Raw genomic sequence first — 16823 nt, forward strand, 5'->3', positions numbered from 1 at the left:
TGTTGAGCAGCAGTTCCTCTCCTCGCAGACGCACCTCCCACACCCCCTCCCGCAGAGCCGCGGCCCTCGCCCTCGTCGGCGTGTCCGCGCTCATCGCCGCCGCCGTGCAGTCCGGCGCCGCGACGGCCGCCCCGGTGAAGGCACCGCAGGCGGCCGGCCAGGCGATACCGGGCTCCGAATCGGTCCGCCTCACCCCCGCCCAGCGCGCCGAGCTGATCCGCGGCGCGAACGCCGACAAGGCGCAGACGGCGAAGGAACTGGGCCTCGGCGCCCAGGAGGCGCTCGTCGTCCGGGACGTCCTCAAGGACGCCGACGGCACCGTCCACACCCGCTACGAGCGCACCTACGCGGGCCTGCCGGTCCTCGGCGGCGACCTCGTCGTCGAGTCCACCCCGGCCGGCGCGACGACGTCCGTCGTCAAGGCCACCCGCGCCGCCGTCAAGCCGGCCACCACCACGGCCAAGGTGCCCGCGGCGAAGGCCGAGGCACAGGCACTGTCGGCGGCGAAGGCCGAGGACGCAAAGAACCCCGACGTCAACCGCGCGCCCCGCAAGGTGATCTGGGCCGCGAACGGCACGCCGACCGTGGCCTACGAGACGGTCGTCGGCGGGTTCCAGCACGACGGCACCCCGCAGGAACTGCACGTCGTCACGGACGCCACCAGCGGCGCCAAGCTGTACGAGTGGGAGGCCATCGAGACCGGCACCGGCAACACGGTGTACAGCGGTCAGGTCACCATCGGCAGCACGCAGTCCGGGTCGACGTACAACCTCACCGACGCCACCCGCGGCAGCCACAAGACGTACAACCTCAACCGCGGCACCTCCGGCACCGGCACCCTCTTCTCGGGCCCCGACGACGTCTGGGGCAACGGCACCGCGTCGAACCTGGAGTCGGCCGGCGCCGACGCCGCCTACGGCGCCCAGCTGACCTGGGACTACTACAAGAACGTGCACGGGCGCTCCGGCATCCGCGGCGACGGGGTCGGCGCGTACTCCCGCGTCCACTACGGCAACAACTACGTCAACGCGTTCTGGTCGGACAGCTGCTTCTGCATGACGTACGGCGACGGCTCCGGCAACGCCAACCCGCTGACGTCGATCGACGTGGCCGCCCACGAGATGACCCACGGGCTCACCTCCAACACGGCCGGCCTCAACTACAGCGGCGAGTCGGGCGGCCTGAACGAGGCGACCTCGGACATCTTCGGCTCGACCGTCGAGTTCTACGCCAACAACCCCTCCGACGTCGGTGACTACCTCATCGGCGAGGAGATCGACATCAACGGCGACGGCACGCCGCTGCGGTACATGGACAAGCCGAGCAAGGACGGCGCGTCCAAGGACAGCTGGTACTCCGGCATCGGCTCGATCGACGTGCACTACTCATCGGGCCCGGCCAACCACTTCTTCTACCTGCTGAGCGAGGGCAGCGGCGCCAAGACCATCAACGGCGTCTCGTACAACTCGGCCACCTCGGACGGGCTGCCCGTCACCGGCATCGGCCGGGACAAGGCGGAGAAGATCTGGTTCCGCGCGCTCACCACGAAGTTCACCTCGACCACCAACTACGCGGGCGCCCGCACGGGCACCCTCGCGGCGGCCGGTGAGCTGTACGGCACGACGAGCGCCGAGTACACGGCGGTCCAGCACGCGTGGGCGGGCATCGCGGTAGGCGCCCGGCCCGGTGGCGGCGGTGGCGGCACCTCCTTCGAGAGCACCACCGACGTATCGGTTCCGGACAACGGCGCGGCGGTCAACTCGCCGCTCACCGTCTCCGGCCGGACGGGCAACGCGCCGTCGAACCTCGCGGTGGCGGTCGACATCGTCCACACCTACGTCGGTGACCTCCGGGTGCAGCTGGTCGCCCCGGACGGCACGGTGTACACGCTGAAGGCGTACGGCACCGGCGGCAGCTCGGACAACCTGAACACCACCTACACGGTGAACGCGTCCTCCGAAGTCGCCAACGGCGTCTGGAACCTGAGGGTCCAGGACAACGCGGCCCGGGACACGGGCTACATCAACGGCTGGACGCTGACCTTCCCGTAGGTCGCCGCCAGGCCGTGAAGGGGGCCCAAGCGGGCCCACACCCCCACCACAGGACGCCGCTCCGGAGCTTCGGCTCCCGGGGCGGCGTCCTCTTTTTGCCAGTTGATTGCCTTGATTCTGTTGGCCTTTGACCGAGGTCAGGCCCGTTCACACAGCGGAAATGTTCACCGGTTGGTCGATTTTCGGTCAACATCACTTAGGGGTCCTGACATGTACGCGACCTGGATGCCACTCTTCCTGTCACCCGCCGCACAACTGCACCGTCGTCACGGCCGGCCTCCCCACGCCGGCCGGGCACCCCCCACTTCCAAGGAGCTTGTGTGTCCTCCCTCTACGCGCGTCACAAGCGCACCACCCTGGCCATCGCGACCGCCGTCGCCGCCGGAGCGCTCGTCACCACCGGACTCACCTCCGGCTCAGCCGTCGCCCAGACCCCCGCCGACGCGACGGCCGCCAAGCCCCTCGCCGTGCCGACCACGCTCGCCCCGGCCGTCCGCACCGCCCTCATCCAGGACAAGCAGGCCGACGCCGGCGCGACGGCCCAGGAGATAGGCCTCGGCGCCCAGGAGAAGCTGGTCGTCCGCGACGTCGTCAAGGACGCCGACGGCACGGTCCACACCCGCTACGAGCGCACCTACGCGGGCCTGCCGGTCCTCGGCGGCGACCTCGTCGTCCACGAGTCGGGCACCGGCGCGGACCAGGGCGTCACCAAGGCGACGAAGGCCACCATCAAGGTCGCCTCGACCACCCCGGCCGTCCCCACCACCAAGGCCGAGAGCCAGGCGCTCTCGCTGGCGAAAGCGGCCGGCTCCGAGGACACCGAGGCCTCGCAGGCGCCCCGCAAGGTGATCTGGGCGGGCAACGGCAGCAAGCCGGTCCTGGCCTACGAGACCGTCGTCGGCGGCCTCCAGGAGGACGGCACCCCCAACGAGCTGCACGTCATCACCGACGCGGCCACGGGCGCGAAGCTGTACGAGTACCAGGGCATCGAAACCGGCACCGGCAAGAGCCTCTACTCCGGCACGGTCACCATCGGCAGCACCCTGTCGGGTTCCACGTACCAGCTGTACGACACCACCCGCGGCGGCCACAAGACGTACAACAAGGCGCGCAGCACGACCAGTTCGGCGGGCACGCTGTTCACCGACGCCGACAACACCTGGGGCACCGGCGCCGCCTCCAGCTCCAGCACGGACCAGACGGCGGCGGTCGACGCGGCCTACGGCGCCCAGACCACCTGGGACTTCTACAAGAACACCTTCGGCCGCAACGGCATCAAGAACAACGGCGTCGCCGCCTACTCCCGCGTCCACTACGGCAACGCGTACGTCAACGCGTTCTGGGACGACAGCTGCTTCTGCATGACGTACGGCGACGGCACCAGCAACACGCACCCGCTGACCTCGCTCGACGTGGCCGGCCACGAGATGACCCACGGCGTCACCTCCAACACGGCGGGGCTGAACTACAGCGGCGAGTCCGGCGGCCTCAACGAGGCGACCTCCGACATCTTCGGCACGGCGGTCGAGTTCTACGCCGCCAACTCCTCCGACGTCGGCGACTACCTCATCGGCGAGAAGATCAACATCAACGGCGACGGCAGCCCGCTGCGCTACCAGGACAAGCCGAGCAAGGACGGCGCGTCGGCCGACTACTGGTCGTCCTCGCTGAAGAACCTGGACGTCCACTACTCGTCCGGCCCGGCGAACCACTTCTTCTACCTGTTGAGCGAGGGCAGCGGCGCCAAGACCATCAACGGCGTCTCGTACAACTCCCCCACGTCCAACGGCTCGACGGTCACCGGCATCGGCCGCGCCAAGGCGGTCCAGATCTGGTACAAGGCGCTGACCTCGTACATGACCTCGACCACGAACTACGCGGGCGCCCGCACGGCGACCCTGAGCGCCGCGTCCGCGCTCTACGGCTCCACCAGCACGGAGTACAAGGCGGTCGCGGCGGCCTGGACGGCGGTCAACGTCGCCTGACGGTGATCTGACGGATGGGGGGCGGCACCCGGGAGGAAGGCATTCCGGGGGCCGCCCTACTCTTGGGTCCCATGTCAGTTGCGGACTTCACGTACGAGGACGTCGGCGCCACGCGCAAGCCCGGCTTCTGCCCGCCCGGCTTCCACGCCCTGCACGTGCGTACGCGCCTCGGCGAGGGCGAGGAGGTCTTCCGACGCGCCGCGGAGGCGGTCCTCACCTGGGAACTGCACCGCGCGCTCGGCGTCGGCATCGAGGCGAGCGCCGACCGCGCCGCCCCCGACGTCGACGTCACGATCACCCTGGCCGGCCTGATAAAGGCCCCCTGCCGCGTGGTCTGGACGGTGGAGGAACACCGCCGCGCCGGCTGGGCGTACGGCACACTTCCCGGCCACCCGGAGTCCGGCGAGGAGTCCTTCGTCGTCGACCGCACGGGCGACGGCACGGTCTGGCTGACGGTCTCCGCCTTCAGCCGCCCCGCCAAGTGGTACGCACGGGCGGGCGGCCCGGCGACCCGGGGGCTGCAGCAGGCGTACGCACGCAGGTGCGGGACGGTGCTGCGGGGGCTGGCGACGGCGGGGGTGAAGGAGTAGTCGAAACGGGCGCCCGGCGAGTCATCCAACACATTCGACCGCACCGATCGCTCTGTGCGACCTCACCGAGCGGGAAGCGCGGTACTCGGGACGCTCCACGAGTACCGCGCCGGGACTCGACTGTCGGCCCGACACGACCGGCCCACCCGGGCGTCACCGATCTCGGTGGCCGTCACCGATCTCGGTGGCCGTCACCGATCTCGGTGGGCGAGACTCAGGCCGGGCGTTTCCGCAGTGTTGAAGTTGATGAACCCGGCCACCTCGACGGCGCTCGCACCGACCAGCGGGCTGTCCGCCCCCTGAAGGGCGATCTCCGGGAGCCGGTGGGCTTGCTCGGGGCTCGCGACGACCATAGCCCACGCGGCGTTGAAACGGTCAGGACGCCGGGGTTTCTCCTCCGCCGCGAGCACCCTGACACCTTCCTCGTGTTCAGACAGCCCCAGCGCTCCCAGCTCACGCAGCGCCTCCGGGGCGAACCCTCGTGCAGCCACCACGCACCAGCCGGACGGCTCCGTCCTGCCCACCGCCTCCACGAGGCTCCGCTCGCTGCCGGGGCCCAGGAGAGTGATGTCCGGCAGCACCAGGGCGACCCGTCCCTCGGCGAGCGGCAGTGCGGTGCGGATGGCCCCGCTGAGGCTGTCCTCGAAGGAATCGTCCTGGTACACGAAGACCATGTCCAAGTCCCGTGTGTAGCCGGCGAGATGGCCGACCACGTCCAGCTTGTGCGTCCTGAAGGCGACCACCACCCGGACGCTCAGTCCCGACCTGGCGAGTTCGACGACCGTCTCCAGGCTCCGGTCGATCACGGAGACACCGGGCGCCAGGCAATGCAACTCTTTGGAGTACGGGGCGCCGAAGCGAACACCGAAGCCCGCGCACGGGAGAATGACGGTGACATCGGGGGATGACTTACTCACTCATGGCCTCCCGGTCGGCGGTGTCGCTTCAGCGCAGTTCGGCCTCGATCAGATCGGCGGCCCGGCCCGCCCCGCCCTCCTGGACCATTCGCTCCTTGAGCCGGCTCAGGCGATCGGCGACCTCAGGGTCGTCGACCAGCCCCGTCACCGCTGTGCGCAGCGCCTTGGCGGTCACTTCCTCGGCCGGGATCTCGCGGGCCACGCCGAGTTCCCGCAGCGTCTGCGAGTTGAGGAACTGATCGGCGCCCCTGGGAATGGTGACCATGGGCACCTCGCAGTCCAGTGCCTCCAGGACGGCTCCCATGCCTCCGCGGCTGATGAGAGCGTCCGCCTGGCGCAGGATGGCCAGTTGGGGAATCCGGCCGTGCACCTCGATGTTGGCCGGCACCGGGCCCAGAGCCGCCCGGTCGGAGTCCCGCCAGACGTGCAGCACCACGTGCCAGCCGGGCAGGTTCCCGAACGCCTCGACGCAGTTGTCGAAGAAGCCGGGCTCGTCCGAGTACGAGGTGCCGAGGGTGATGAGCAGGAGCCGGTCGGTCGGGGCCGTCGCCGGTGGACGCTGCCACCCTCCCTGGTGGGACCGGTCTCCCAGGCACGCCCCCACGAACGTGTGGACGGCGGGATCGATCCTGTCGGCGTACGGCTGGAGGAATCTCGGGATGAGGCCGAGGGAGCGGTCCGGTCTGTTGGCGAAGGTGTAGACGTCCATGTCGGCGAAGCCCTGCTGGTCGAGCCAGTGGCGATAGCGCCGCTCATGCGCCTCGTGGCGGGGGTCGGGCGAGTACTGGGCGGCCTCGGCCCGCTGTTCCTCCGTGGGCTCCCAGTCCGACATCTGGGCCAGCATCACTGCGGGCACACCCCACCGGCGGGCCAGGATGCGCGCGTAGGGGGTGAGCCAGTCGTACAGGACGAGGTCGGGCGGGTCGTCGTCCGCGTAGGCGGCGGCGAGCTGCGGGAGGGCCTGCATGCTGTCCGTCAGGCCGGCCTCCATGCAGCCGATGGGCCCCTTTTTCAGCCAGTCCCCGGTGTCCATACCCAATGTGCAGTGGTAGGGCTTGGGTTCCGCTCCCACGGAGGAAGCGATGTCCGCGTATTTTTCGGGGATGGCATAAGTGACTCGGTGCCCACGAGCGGCGAGCTCTCTGATGACTTCCAGGCTTGTGTAAATGTGACCAGGCGCCGACGCATTGACCATCGCAATACGGGCAGGCCTTCCCCACCGCGAGAAATGCATGCCGACATGCTAATCAGCAGTACGTCTCGGCGGCAAGAGCGCCTCTCCATCAATCGGCCTGCTCTGCACGCCAGTTGAGCAGCGGCCGACTGCGTCGAATAAGTTCGACAGGGACGGCGCTCGGGGACTGCTGTTAGCATCTCCGATTGGCATCGTGAATCAGAGGGCGGAGCGTGATGGGAACCGGGGACGCACTGATATCTGCCCAGGGCCTGATGAAGTGTTATGGCGATTCCACAGTGGTCGACAACATCCACTTTGAAGTCCGGACCGGCGAGGTCTTCTCACTGCTGGGGCCGAACGGCGCCGGAAAAAGTACCACTATGCGCATGCTGAGCGGCACTTCCACGCCGTCCGGGGGAAGCCTGCGCATCCTCGGTATGAATCCCGTGAAGGACGGTCCCGCCATCCGGGCACGGTTGGGCGTGGTGCCGCAGAAGGACAATCTCGACCGCGAACTGACGGTTCTGGAGAATCTGACGACGTACGCCCGCCTCTTCGGGCTGAGCCGAAAAGCCGCCCGGGAACGCTCCATCGAACTCCTGGAGTTCGTCCAGCTCACCGACCGGGCGAAAGACCTCCTCGACTCGCTGTCGGGCGGCATGCTGCGCCGGCTCACCATCGCCCGCGCGCTGGTGAACAAGCCGGACATCATCCTGCTGGACGAGCCCACGACCGGGCTGGACCCCCAGGCCCGCCATCTGCTGTGGGACCGGCTGCGGGAGTTGAGGCGGAACGGCGCGACCGTGGTTCTCACCACCCACTACATGGACGAGGCCGAGCAACTGAGCGACCGGATCACGATCGTGGACGAGGGGCGGATCGTCGCCATGGGCACGCCCGCCCAGTTGCTGCGGACCCACGGCACGCCCGAAGTCGTCGAACTGCGTTACGACGACGGCTGTGATCCCTCGCAACTGCCCGCACTCCAGTCGCTGGCGGAGCGGGTCGAGGTCCTGGGAAGCCGGGTGCTGCTCTACGTGAAGAGCGCCGAGGAGACGGTGGCCGCGGTCCACCGCGCCGGGCTCCGGCCGAGCGGGACACTCGAGCGCAGATGCACCCTGGAGGACGTCTTCCTGCGCCTGACCGGGCGCTCACTGGTGGAGTAGCGACGATGCTGAACGGCACCCTGCGCGTCGCGCGTTTCCACCTCACCCTCTATCGCAGGACCTGGCGGACCACCACCTTCACCGGCTTCCTCATGCCGCTGCTGTACCTGGGCGTCGTCGGCATCGGAGCGGGCAGCTATGTGGAGAACGACGTCGAGGGCTTCTCCTACGTCCAGTTCCTGGCGCCCGCGCTCCTGGCCGTCGTCGCCTTCCAAACGGCCGCGGAGGAGGCGGGTTTCCCGCTCTACGCCGCGATCCGGCTGACCCACCGGTACCAGCGGCTGCTCACGGCCCCCCTCAGCCTGGGTCAGGTACTGGCCGGCCACCTGTTCTTCATCACCGTCCGCGCGGCCGTGTCGGCCGTGGTCTTCTGCGCCGTTGCAGCTCTGCTGGGCGTGTTCGACAGCGTGCTGTGCCTGCTGCTGGTGCCGGTCGCCATGCTGGTGGCCCTGTCGGCGGCGGCTCCCCTCTTCGCCTTCACCGGGCGGCTGACCAGTTCGGCCAACCTCATGACCGTGTCCCGTCTGGTGGTCCTGCCGCTGTCGATGTTCTCCGGGGTGTTCTTCCCCGTCGGAGACCTGCCGACGGCCGTGCAGCCACTGATACGGATCTCTCCCTTGTGGCACGGAGTCGAGCTCTGCCGCGGCCTCTCCGGCGCGTTCATGGCCGGCTCGGGCTCCGGTACGACCCCGCTGTCCCTCGCCGGCCATCTGGGGGTCCTGCTGCTGTGGGTGGCGGTCGGCTTCACCCTGACGCGGTGGGTGTTCAGGCGCCACCTGTCCGACTGACCGCACACCGTCCAGAATCAGAGGTCGCCGCCCATGCCCACCTTCGCGACAGCGGGCGCGAAACTCCACCGCTCCGGCACGTTCGTGGTGCGGGGCCTGCTGCTGAACCGCCGTGCCTGGCCCAACTTCCTCTCCACGCTCCTGGAGCCGGTGATTCTGCTCCTCGCCCTCGGCATGGGTATGGGCAGACTGATCGGCGAGGTCACCGTCCACGGGCAGATCATGAGCTACGAGCAGTTCGTCGCCCCGGCGATGCTTGCCACGGCCGCGGTCTCCGGTGTGGTCAACGAGACCACCTACTCCTTCTACGCCAAGCTCACCCAGCGCCTGTACGAGGGATACCTGGCCACTCCGCTCACGATCGGCGAGCTGGCCGCGGGCGAGACCGCCTGGGCACTGCTGTGCGGGGGGATCTACTCGTCCGCGTTCCTGGTCTCCCTGGCGGCCCTCGGTTTGGCACCCTCGTGGTGGATTCTCCTGGCGGTGCCGGGTGCCGCACTGATCAGCCTGGCCTTCGCAGCCGTCAGCATGGCCGCGACCACGTTCATGCGCCGTTGGGAGGATTTCGAGCAGGTGAGCATCTGGATGCTCGTGATGACCATGTGCTCGGGAACCGTTTTCCCCCTGGAGACCTACCCGGGCTGGGGGCAGGAGATCGTACGGCTCACTCCTCTCTACCAGGGCGTGGAGCTGCTGCGGGACCTGTCCGTCGGCCGCCTCACCTCGGGGACGGCGGGCCATGTCTGCTATCTGCTGGCCATGTCCGTGGCCGGATTCATGCTCGCTCGGCGCCGGCTGAACCGATTGCTGGCCGATTGATCTTTCCGAGAACCCGAGGCGGGCTCGGCGCACTAGGGTGCTTCGTCTGGATCAGGTCGGAGCAGAGAGCGGGGTCTGATGCCGGGGGTACCTCCCACGCCTTTCGGGCAGTGGGGAAGAGCGACGACAACGCGGCCGGTGCGGTGCCCGACCCCGCGAGCCCGGCGTGATCCAGACGAGAGCCCCAGCCTGGCGCCCGCGGGGCGGAGCGTCGTCCGGAGCACACGGACTGCGCTTGCGGTCCGCCCACGCGGCAGTGGCGAGGAAGACCTTCGCGACGCCGTCGAGCCCGTGGAGCCGCCTGTCCGAGCTGAGCCGACCCGGCTCCTGAACGAAGGACGTCCTCATGCCGATGCTGGAGCGTTCGGGCCCTCTGCAGTCGGGGCTGTGCCAGGTGGAATGGATCCACACGGTGTGCGAGGGATCGGAGCCGTTCGGAGGTCCGATCGTCGACGTGGAACTTCCCGACTCACTCGGCGAGCGGCAGATCGAGGAGGCTGTCAGCCTCCTTGTCGCCCGCCACGAGGTTCTGCGCACCACCTTCGCCCGGGACGAGAGCGGTCATGCGGTGCAGCAGGTGTGGCACCCGGAGCTGGTGCGCCTTCACCCGTCGGACGACTCACTGCGGGCGCCGTTCCGCATCGAGCAGGAGTGGCCCGTCAGGGCCGCCGTCACGCAACGAGGCGACGGCAAACGGCAGTTGACCTTGGTGATGGCCCATATCGCAGTCGACGCCTGGTCGATGGACATCCTGCTGCGGGATCTGCGGACGATCCTGGACGCGATCGCGTGCGGTGAGCCGCCGGAGCTGCCTGCCGTGGTCCACCACCCCGTCGATCAGGCGCGACTGGAACGATCGGAGCGGCTGAGAGCCGTCCGGGCGCGGAATCTGCGCTTCTGGGAAGAAGAGTTCCGGCACGTTCCGAGTGGCCCGTTCGCCGTCCCGGTGATCCCACCGGAGGTCGGGTACCACCACGTCCGCCTGGACTCCTGGGCGCTGGGCCCCGCGCTCACCCGCGTCGGTCGGCGGCTTTCGGCTTCCTCCGCCTTCCTCGCGGCAGTGGGCCTGGCCGTGTCCGCGGTGTCCGGGCAGGACCGCATCGCGCTCGCCACCTCGTGGTCGTCCCGGGCGAGTCGGGCCACTCGGCAGATGATGGGTTCCGTCATGAGGGACCTCGTTGTGGCCATCGGCGTTCCCCGTGACGGCCGGTTCCAGGACCTGGCCGGGGCAGCGATGCACGCCAGTCTGCGGGCCGCGAGACGAAGCGACTGCGACGTACTGGAGCTGCTGGAAGCCGAGGCAAGGGCAGGACGTCACAGAGGGGCGCGCACGCATCCAGGCGTCTTCGTCAACTTCCACTACAGGGCGCAGGCGGAGAGCGCGGACGGCGACGGCGACTCCTCGGCCGACCTCGCCCCGCTGCTCGCCCGCGGCCGCACGGAGCACACGCATCTGCCCCCGGTGCCTTTCGACAACGGCCCGCACCTCCTGTACATGTCGGCGGCTCCCGGCCCCGAGGGCCGTCCGCAGTTGTTCCTCTCCGCCAACGACGCCGTGCTGGACGCGGAGGGCGCCCTCGACCTGATGCTGCGGGTCGAGCGCATCCTGGTCCGATTCGCCGACGATCCCCATCTGGCCTGCGCGGAGTTCCTGCCGGACCCCGGCTTGCGGGACGGGGTCCGGGACGGGGTCCGAGACGGCGTCCGGGACGCGCGGTGGGTGACGGTCGACGGGTCGTGGGCCGATCTGCGCCTGATCGAGACGGCTCTGCGGGAACACCCGGGCGTCACCGGTGCTCGGGCCTTCGCCGACGACGACGGCTCGCTTCGCGCTGCGGTCACCGTCGAGGGCTCGGACACCGATGCCCTCGCACTGCGCCGGTTCCTGCTCAACAAGGTGGGGCCGCGGCACGCCCTGGTCGTCCCGGACCGCTTCCTGATCAACGGCAAGCTCGCCGGGACCGGCTCCGGGTCCGAGCCCTGCTCCGCCCGCCCCGCCCGCCCCGCCGCGGGCCGGGAACAGGCCCTGCACGATGCCGTGATCCGGGCATGCGGCCTGGAAGCGGTGAGTATGCACGACGGGTACGTGGAGGCGGGCGGACGCCTGGCGTGCGTACCCAAGGTGCTGGAACTGCTCGAGCGACAGGGGCTCACCGGGCTGCGGTTCAACGACTTCCGACTACCCTGCGACCTTTCCGCGCTGGCGGCGCGCCTGCGCTCGCAGGACGCCGCATCGCGGGCACGCCCGCGCCGCTGATCAGGCGGCGCTCATCGGGCCCGGGGAGCCTTCCGGTAGAGCGCCTGGTCCAGGACGAGAAAGTCCAGGTCCATGGAACGGAACGCCGCGAGGGCGTCCGTGGCACCGTTGACGATGGGCTCGCCCCTGTCGTTGAAGGACGTGTTGAGGAGGACGGGGGGCGCTCCACGGCCGGCGAGCCCTTCCAGTACCGCCTCGACCGCCGGAGCCGCACCGGGAGCCAGGACCTGCGGGCGGGTGGTGCCGTCGACGTGCACGACACCGGGAGCGGCCCGCCGGGCCTCGTCGGTCACACGGGCGGCGCCGAGCATGTAACGGCTGAGGTGCTCCTGCCGCTCCCACAGCCTGCCTCCGTACTCCGCGAACGTGACGCCGGCGAACGGGCGCCACCGTTCGCGGTGCTTGATCCGGTTGACTCGGGCGTGTACCTCCGCCGTGTCCGGCACCGCGAGGATCGAGCGGTGACACAGGGCGCGCGGGCCGATCTCGGCCCTTCCCTGGGCGACCGCGCCGACCTGTCCGTCGAGCAGGAGCTCCGTGACCTGGTCCGCGTCGAAGTCGGTGCGCAGCAGACCGGCCGTCTCCGGGTGCGTGACGCCGTGTGCCCGGACGTCTTCACCCAGATAGGGGCTCATGGCCTCGCCCGGCCGCTTCGGGGGGCACACCGTCCACGCGGCTCCCAGTGCCACACCGGCGTCGTGCGGGACGGGCGGGACGAACACGGTCCCCGGCAGTACGCCGTTGGCGCTGCAGTTGAGCGCCACGCCTCCCGCCAGGCAGAGTTCCTCCACCCCTGCCAGTTGTCTGGTCGTGGCGGCGAGGGACGTCACCGCGTCCTCGATCAGGCGCTGTGCGGTGTAGGCGACGAGCACGGCTGCCGGGTCCTCGGTCAGCCGGTGCACCGGGACGGCGGGTCCATCGGCCCCGGCGAGCTTGGTGTAGAGGTCGCGCCAGGCGGCCACCGTGGCACCGTAGTGGCGCCCGATCTCGTCGATCGTCGCCTGTCCGTGGTTCTCCGGCAGCGGAGGGACCGCCAGCCGGAGGTCACCGCCGTCGGTGTCGACCAGTGTCTCCACCGAGAGCCCCTGGGCCCGTCCGTAGGCGGCCAGCCCCATGGTCTTGCCGGCGTTCAGATGGTGGAAGCCGAGCCACTCGGAGGCGCCGTCGTACGCATACCCCAGGGAGGCCGTGCGCGGCCAGCCCCGCTTGAGTTCGGGCGCACGGCCGTAGGAGAAGGACCAGATGCTGGTCGACTCGTTCTCACCGTTTCCGTCGATGACCAGTACGCCTGCCTCGGAGAACGGTGAGGCGTAGAAGGCCGACGCGGCATGTGCCTCATGGTGGGGGATGCGGACGATCTCGGGCAGCCGTCCCGGGAAGTCGAAGCCGGTGGCGTGCGTGGCCAGCTCGCGCTCGTCCGCGAAGAACCCGGGGAACATCTGGTCGATGTTCCAGCCGATGGCGATCACGTCGATGTCGTCGATGGTGATTCCCGCCTGGTCGAGGCAGAACCGCGCCGCGCCGACGGGCTTGTTGAAGCCATCACCGATCGCATGGCGGACTCTGTTGTGACGCTCCTGCTCGGAGTAGGCGATGACGTTTCCGTCGCCGTCCACGAGGCAGGCGGCGGCGTCGTGCCACCCGGCGGGCGGGGCGTTCACACCAAGGATCCACATCTGGGTTCTCCCATGGCTCGTCGGGCGGAATCGGGTGGTGGTCACGGGTCGCGGGAACCGGAGCTCTTCGCTCATTCCCGGGCGAGCGCTTGGCTCGGCGCTTGGCGCGACGTTCGCAGCAGCGGAAGCGTGCGCAGGCTGCACGGCCGCAGGAAGTCACCGGCGACGAAGCCCTCCACCCCCTGCTGCCGCAGTCGGGCGAGAACCACGGGCACACGCCTCAGCAGGCCGCCTGCCTCCACATAGCTCAGGGACATGTCCACGTCGCCGAGTTGGTTGGCCGCCCGCACCGATTCCCGCACGGCTCGTTCCGCTGTGTTCTCCCCGGCCTCCGGGGCGATCCACCCTTCGGACTCGGCGTCCTCCGACACGACGACGCGCTCGGGCACCACCACGGCGTGCCGGAAGTCCAGGTGCGCCAGGAGGAACTCGCGGAGTTCGGCGGGCGACGGGCCCTCGGGACGGGTGACGACGTACGCGACCGTCGTTCCGTCCGGTTCCAGCCGCGTGCTCGCGGAGGCGACCCCGTCATGCCTGCGCAGTATCTCCTCGGTGAGCCCGCGGTGGAACCACGACCCCTCGACCGAGATCCAGTCCTCGCCGACCAGCCGTGGCCTCAGACCGCTCACTCGCTGTGCCTCGGCCATGGACAGGTCGTCGGCCAGGGCGAGTTCGACGAGCATCGCCTCGATGCCCCGGGCGACGGAGACGACCTCGGACTCGGTGAGGACCGCCTGGTTCGCCGCGAGAAAGATCTCCGGACGGCCACCCTCGCCATGGGCGAGGGACATGTACAGGTTGAAGTCGTCGTAGTGTTCCTCGGCTCCTGTCTCGGCCGTCACCGAACTGTCGCGGAGCAGGCCGCGCAGACCGGCGGCGTCCGGCTCGGGCGCTGTGCGGGGCCACGCCGGGTCCGGGCCGAGTCCGAGGTTCACGAAGACAGCGGATCGGCGCCACGCGCCGCGCCGACGGTTGATCAAGGAGTCGGCCTCGATGAGGCCGTAGACATCGTATTGGCTGTGCCGCGCGCATAAACGCATCGCCTCATCGGTCCTGTGGACGGCCTGGACGAAGGAGGGGGCGTCCGACAGGTCGATGTTCAGGATGATGTCCCGCATCACCGACGCTACGAGTCTCCTCGTGCGCTCGGGCTCGCGTGCGGGCCAGGTGCACGAGAGGGGTATGACGGGCTGCCGGCAGATCGTGGCGAGGCAGATGGCCAGCGCCGTGAGGAGTACCGGTTCCAGCGGCGGACGGTGCCCCCGGTGAAGGAGGGGGAGGGCCTCCCCGAGCGCCGGCGACGCCAGGCCCACCCTTGTGTAGCGGACCCGTTCCGGGATGACGGCGGTGGGGAAGATGCCGGCCGGCGCGGCGGAGATGACGCTCCGCCAGTGATCGAGACAGCCACCGTCGTCGGCGCCCGCTTCCGCGAGGGCGTGATCGAGCGGCTGGCACACGACGGGAGGAAGCACCACGGGTCGACCTGACGCTGCCGCCGACAGGGCCTCGGTGAGTTCTTCGCGAAGGACCTCCTGGCCCCGGTAGTCGATCGCGATGTGGGCCAGCACCAACAGGAGTTGGCGCTGCCCCGCGTCCCGCAGGATCACAGCGGCGCGCAACGGCGTCACGGTGAACACGTCGAACGGGGCGTCGCAGAAGGCGTTCAGTTCGGCGGTCCGAGGGCGAGCACCGGAGAGGTCGAACCGCTGCAAGGGAACAGGAACCGCAGGCCAGACGGTCTGCACCGGATCGCCCTTGTGGTCGGCGGGGAAGGTGGTTCGCAGCACCTCGTGTCGCTCCACCATGAGGGAGACGGCTCCACCGACCTCCTCCGAGGACAGACCGGCGGGAAGATCCAGCCACAGGCACTGGCGTGGGTGGCGTGCCCGCCCGTGCTTCCGGTAGTAGAGCCACTCCTGCTGGGCTATGCCGTACTGAAGAGGGCCTCGTCGCAGGGGAGTTCCGGCATCCAGTCGCCCACGCTCTGGTCGGGTCATCCCTTGACGGGTGGGCGAGAGTCTTCCTTTGACCTCGGGCGAGGGCACCCGACCGCGCACCGCACCCCGAGACCGGCACTTCTGAACCACACACTTCTTCGGACCATGGGCTCCACATCTCAGCGAGTTGTCGGCGAGTTGTCACGGCCGTGCAAGATCCAGCGCCACGTAGCCTGACACAGGAGCGACGGGCCGACAAGCGCTTTCCCCCGTATCTGACCATGGCTGGCGCCGCCGTGATCGGCATGTGTCCGTGACCGCGTAACCTCCCCTGGAACACGGCGACTTGTGGCGACGAGTCAAGCGAACACGGGGGCAGGACATGGAATACCGGCGTGCGGCGATACCGGCCGTGGCGGGCGGGTTGATGGTGACGCTGCTGCTGTGGTGGGCGGGGGCGAGCGCCGAGGCGCTGCGCCTGGAGGGCGCGAACGACGTTCTCGGCTTCGCGGCCGTCGCCGACCTCCACAGATGGCTGCTGCCCTGGGCGTACGACCCCTCCGGGACCGCGGGCGGCTACGTCGACGGGACCGGCGCCTCCCGCTACCTCGACCTGCACCACACGGCGATCCAGATCCGCTTCGCCGCCGTGTTCGTCCTCTATACGGCCGGGGCCCTCCTCCTTGTCCGGCGACTTCCCGCCGAGCCCGGCCGCCGGACGTGGGCCGCGCTGCTCGCCCTGTGGGCCTGGGGCCTGGTGGCGGCGACCGTGGCGGTGACGGTGTCCGCGCCCTGGCTCATCGCGGCCGGAGGGCACGGTAGTTACCGGTTCCTGCCGCAACTGGCGTCCGCCTCCTCGGCCGGACGGCAGATCGCGGTACCGGTGGCGCTGGTCACGGCGGCATGGACGGTGTTCGTGGCGCGGCTGGCACTGAAGGACACCGAGCCGCAGCCGCGAGAGAACGTTCCGGCGCGGCCGGCCGTGCTGGCCGCCACCGCCGGAACCGCGGTGGTCTCCATCTCCCTGATCGTCCTGTCGTACCACTCGAACGCCGCCAGCCTCCAGACGGCCTTCACGGGCAACGGGCGGTTCGGCGAACCGGGTGACCTGCTGCGCCAGTGGCTGCTGCTCGGCGCGTGGTCCGGCCCGGCCGGCGCCCCGCTCGGCGACTGGCTCCTGTACCGCCTCGGAGACGTCCTCCTCCTCGCCGTGGTCTGGTGCACCCTGCGCTGGCTGCCCGGCCTCCTCACCCGCGTGTCCGTCCCGGCGATGGCGGCGGGCGGAGTCTGCGCGACCGTCCTCGGCCTGCTGGCCGCGCAGTCACTGCGCATGGCCCAGGACGGGACGGGGACGAGTTCAGGACTGCTGTACGTGGCGTCGGGCCTCGGCGAGGGGGTGACGGCGGCACTGCTGTGGGGCGCCCTCGCGGGGGTGGCGGCGACAGTGACGCTGCGGGCGG

The 16823-nt window shown here is 69.8% G+C and carries 12 protein-coding genes; 8 read left to right on the forward strand and 4 right to left on the reverse strand.

Annotation, left to right across the window (positions count from 1 at the left end):
* The first annotated feature begins 2 nt into the window (after window positions 1–2).
* The 3 genes from P1P75_RS12510 to P1P75_RS12520 all read left to right on the forward strand — a co-directional run bounded on the left by P1P75_RS12510 (window position 3) and on the right by P1P75_RS12520 (window position 4626).
* The gene (locus tag P1P75_RS12510; RefSeq protein ID WP_319254603.1) at window positions 3–2051 is read left to right on the forward strand and encodes a M4 family metallopeptidase; all 2049 of its coding nucleotides are present in this window, start codon (window positions 3–5) and stop codon (window positions 2049–2051) included.
* A 320-nt stretch (window positions 2052–2371) separates the two neighbouring features.
* Entirely contained in the window at window positions 2372–4036 is a 1665-nt protein-coding gene (locus tag P1P75_RS12515) for a M4 family metallopeptidase (RefSeq protein WP_319254605.1), read from the forward strand.
* 71 nt (window positions 4037–4107) lie between these two features.
* Window positions 4108–4626, forward strand: a complete 519-nt coding sequence (locus P1P75_RS12520; protein WP_319254607.1) for a DUF1990 domain-containing protein — start codon at window positions 4108–4110, stop codon at window positions 4624–4626.
* Between the two features lie 191 nt (window positions 4627–4817).
* Here P1P75_RS12520 and P1P75_RS12525 read toward each other — a convergent pair whose 3' ends face one another.
* Both P1P75_RS12525 and P1P75_RS12530 read right to left on the reverse strand, forming a co-directional pair.
* Complete coding sequence (locus P1P75_RS12525) at window positions 4818–5432, reverse strand: hypothetical protein (protein WP_319254609.1); 615 nt, start codon at window positions 5430–5432, stop codon at window positions 4818–4820.
* 139 nt (window positions 5433–5571) lie between these two features.
* Window positions 5572–6777: a macrolide family glycosyltransferase gene (locus P1P75_RS12530; protein WP_319254611.1), complete on the reverse strand. Its 1206-nt coding sequence runs from the start codon at window positions 6775–6777 to the stop codon at window positions 5572–5574.
* Between the two features lie 215 nt (window positions 6778–6992).
* Between P1P75_RS12530 and P1P75_RS12535 the strand changes: the two genes are divergently transcribed.
* The 4 genes from P1P75_RS12535 (at window position 6993) to P1P75_RS12550 (ending at window position 11750) form a co-directional block, all read left to right on the forward strand.
* Window positions 6993–7886 carry an ABC transporter ATP-binding protein gene (locus tag P1P75_RS12535; RefSeq protein WP_319254613.1) on the forward strand — a complete coding sequence of 298 codons (894 nt, stop codon included), beginning with the start codon at window positions 6993–6995 and terminating at the stop codon, window positions 7884–7886.
* 5 nt (window positions 7887–7891) lie between these two features.
* A complete protein-coding gene (locus P1P75_RS12540; protein WP_319254615.1) occupies window positions 7892–8674 on the forward strand; it encodes an ABC transporter permease in 783 nt (260 codons plus the stop codon).
* 33 nt (window positions 8675–8707) lie between these two features.
* On the forward strand, window positions 8708–9493 hold the full coding sequence (locus P1P75_RS12545; RefSeq protein ID WP_319254617.1) for an ABC transporter permease: 786 nt from the start codon (window positions 8708–8710) through the stop codon (window positions 9491–9493).
* 346 nt (window positions 9494–9839) lie between these two features.
* Entirely contained in the window at window positions 9840–11750 is a 1911-nt protein-coding gene (locus tag P1P75_RS12550) for a condensation domain-containing protein (RefSeq protein WP_319254618.1), read from the forward strand.
* Between the two features lie 11 nt (window positions 11751–11761).
* On the opposite strand, the gene P1P75_RS12555 is transcribed toward P1P75_RS12550, so the two are convergent.
* Window positions 11762–13411, reverse strand: coding sequence for a carbamoyltransferase C-terminal domain-containing protein (locus P1P75_RS12555; RefSeq protein WP_319254620.1), 1650 nt, complete (start codon window positions 13409–13411; stop codon window positions 11762–11764).
* A gap of 86 nt (window positions 13412–13497) precedes the next feature.
* Window positions 13498–15423 carry a condensation domain-containing protein gene (locus P1P75_RS12560; RefSeq protein ID WP_319254622.1) on the reverse strand — a complete coding sequence of 642 codons (1926 nt, stop codon included), beginning with the start codon at window positions 15421–15423 and terminating at the stop codon, window positions 13498–13500.
* 322 nt (window positions 15424–15745) lie between these two features.
* Between P1P75_RS12560 and P1P75_RS12565 the strand changes: the two genes are divergently transcribed.
* The coding region (locus P1P75_RS12565) for a hypothetical protein (RefSeq protein ID WP_319254624.1) at window positions 15746–16823 on the forward strand (1078 nt) is incomplete at its 3' end.

Source organism: Streptomyces sp. ID05-39B (genome assembly GCF_033794725.1).
In the GTDB taxonomy this organism is placed as follows: domain Bacteria; phylum Actinomycetota; class Actinomycetes; order Streptomycetales; family Streptomycetaceae; genus Streptomyces; species Streptomyces bobili.

Coding starts and splice junctions, on each gene's coding strand:
- P1P75_RS12520 (WP_319254607.1), top strand. CDS start 4,108: ATGTCAGTTGCGGACTTCACGTACGAGGACGTCGGCGCCACGCGCAAG.
- P1P75_RS12530 (WP_319254611.1), bottom strand. CDS start 6,777: ATGCATTTCTCGCGGTGGGGAAGGCCTGCCCGTATTGCGATGGTCAAT.
- P1P75_RS12535 (WP_319254613.1), top strand. CDS start 6,993: ATGAAGTGTTATGGCGATTCCACAGTGGTCGACAACATCCACTTTGAA.
- P1P75_RS12540 (WP_319254615.1), top strand. CDS start 7,892: ATGCTGAACGGCACCCTGCGCGTCGCGCGTTTCCACCTCACCCTCTAT.
- P1P75_RS12545 (WP_319254617.1), top strand. CDS start 8,708: ATGCCCACCTTCGCGACAGCGGGCGCGAAACTCCACCGCTCCGGCACG.
- P1P75_RS12550 (WP_319254618.1), top strand. CDS start 9,840: ATGCCGATGCTGGAGCGTTCGGGCCCTCTGCAGTCGGGGCTGTGCCAG.
- P1P75_RS12560 (WP_319254622.1), bottom strand. CDS start 15,423: ATGACCCGACCAGAGCGTGGGCGACTGGATGCCGGAACTCCCCTGCGA.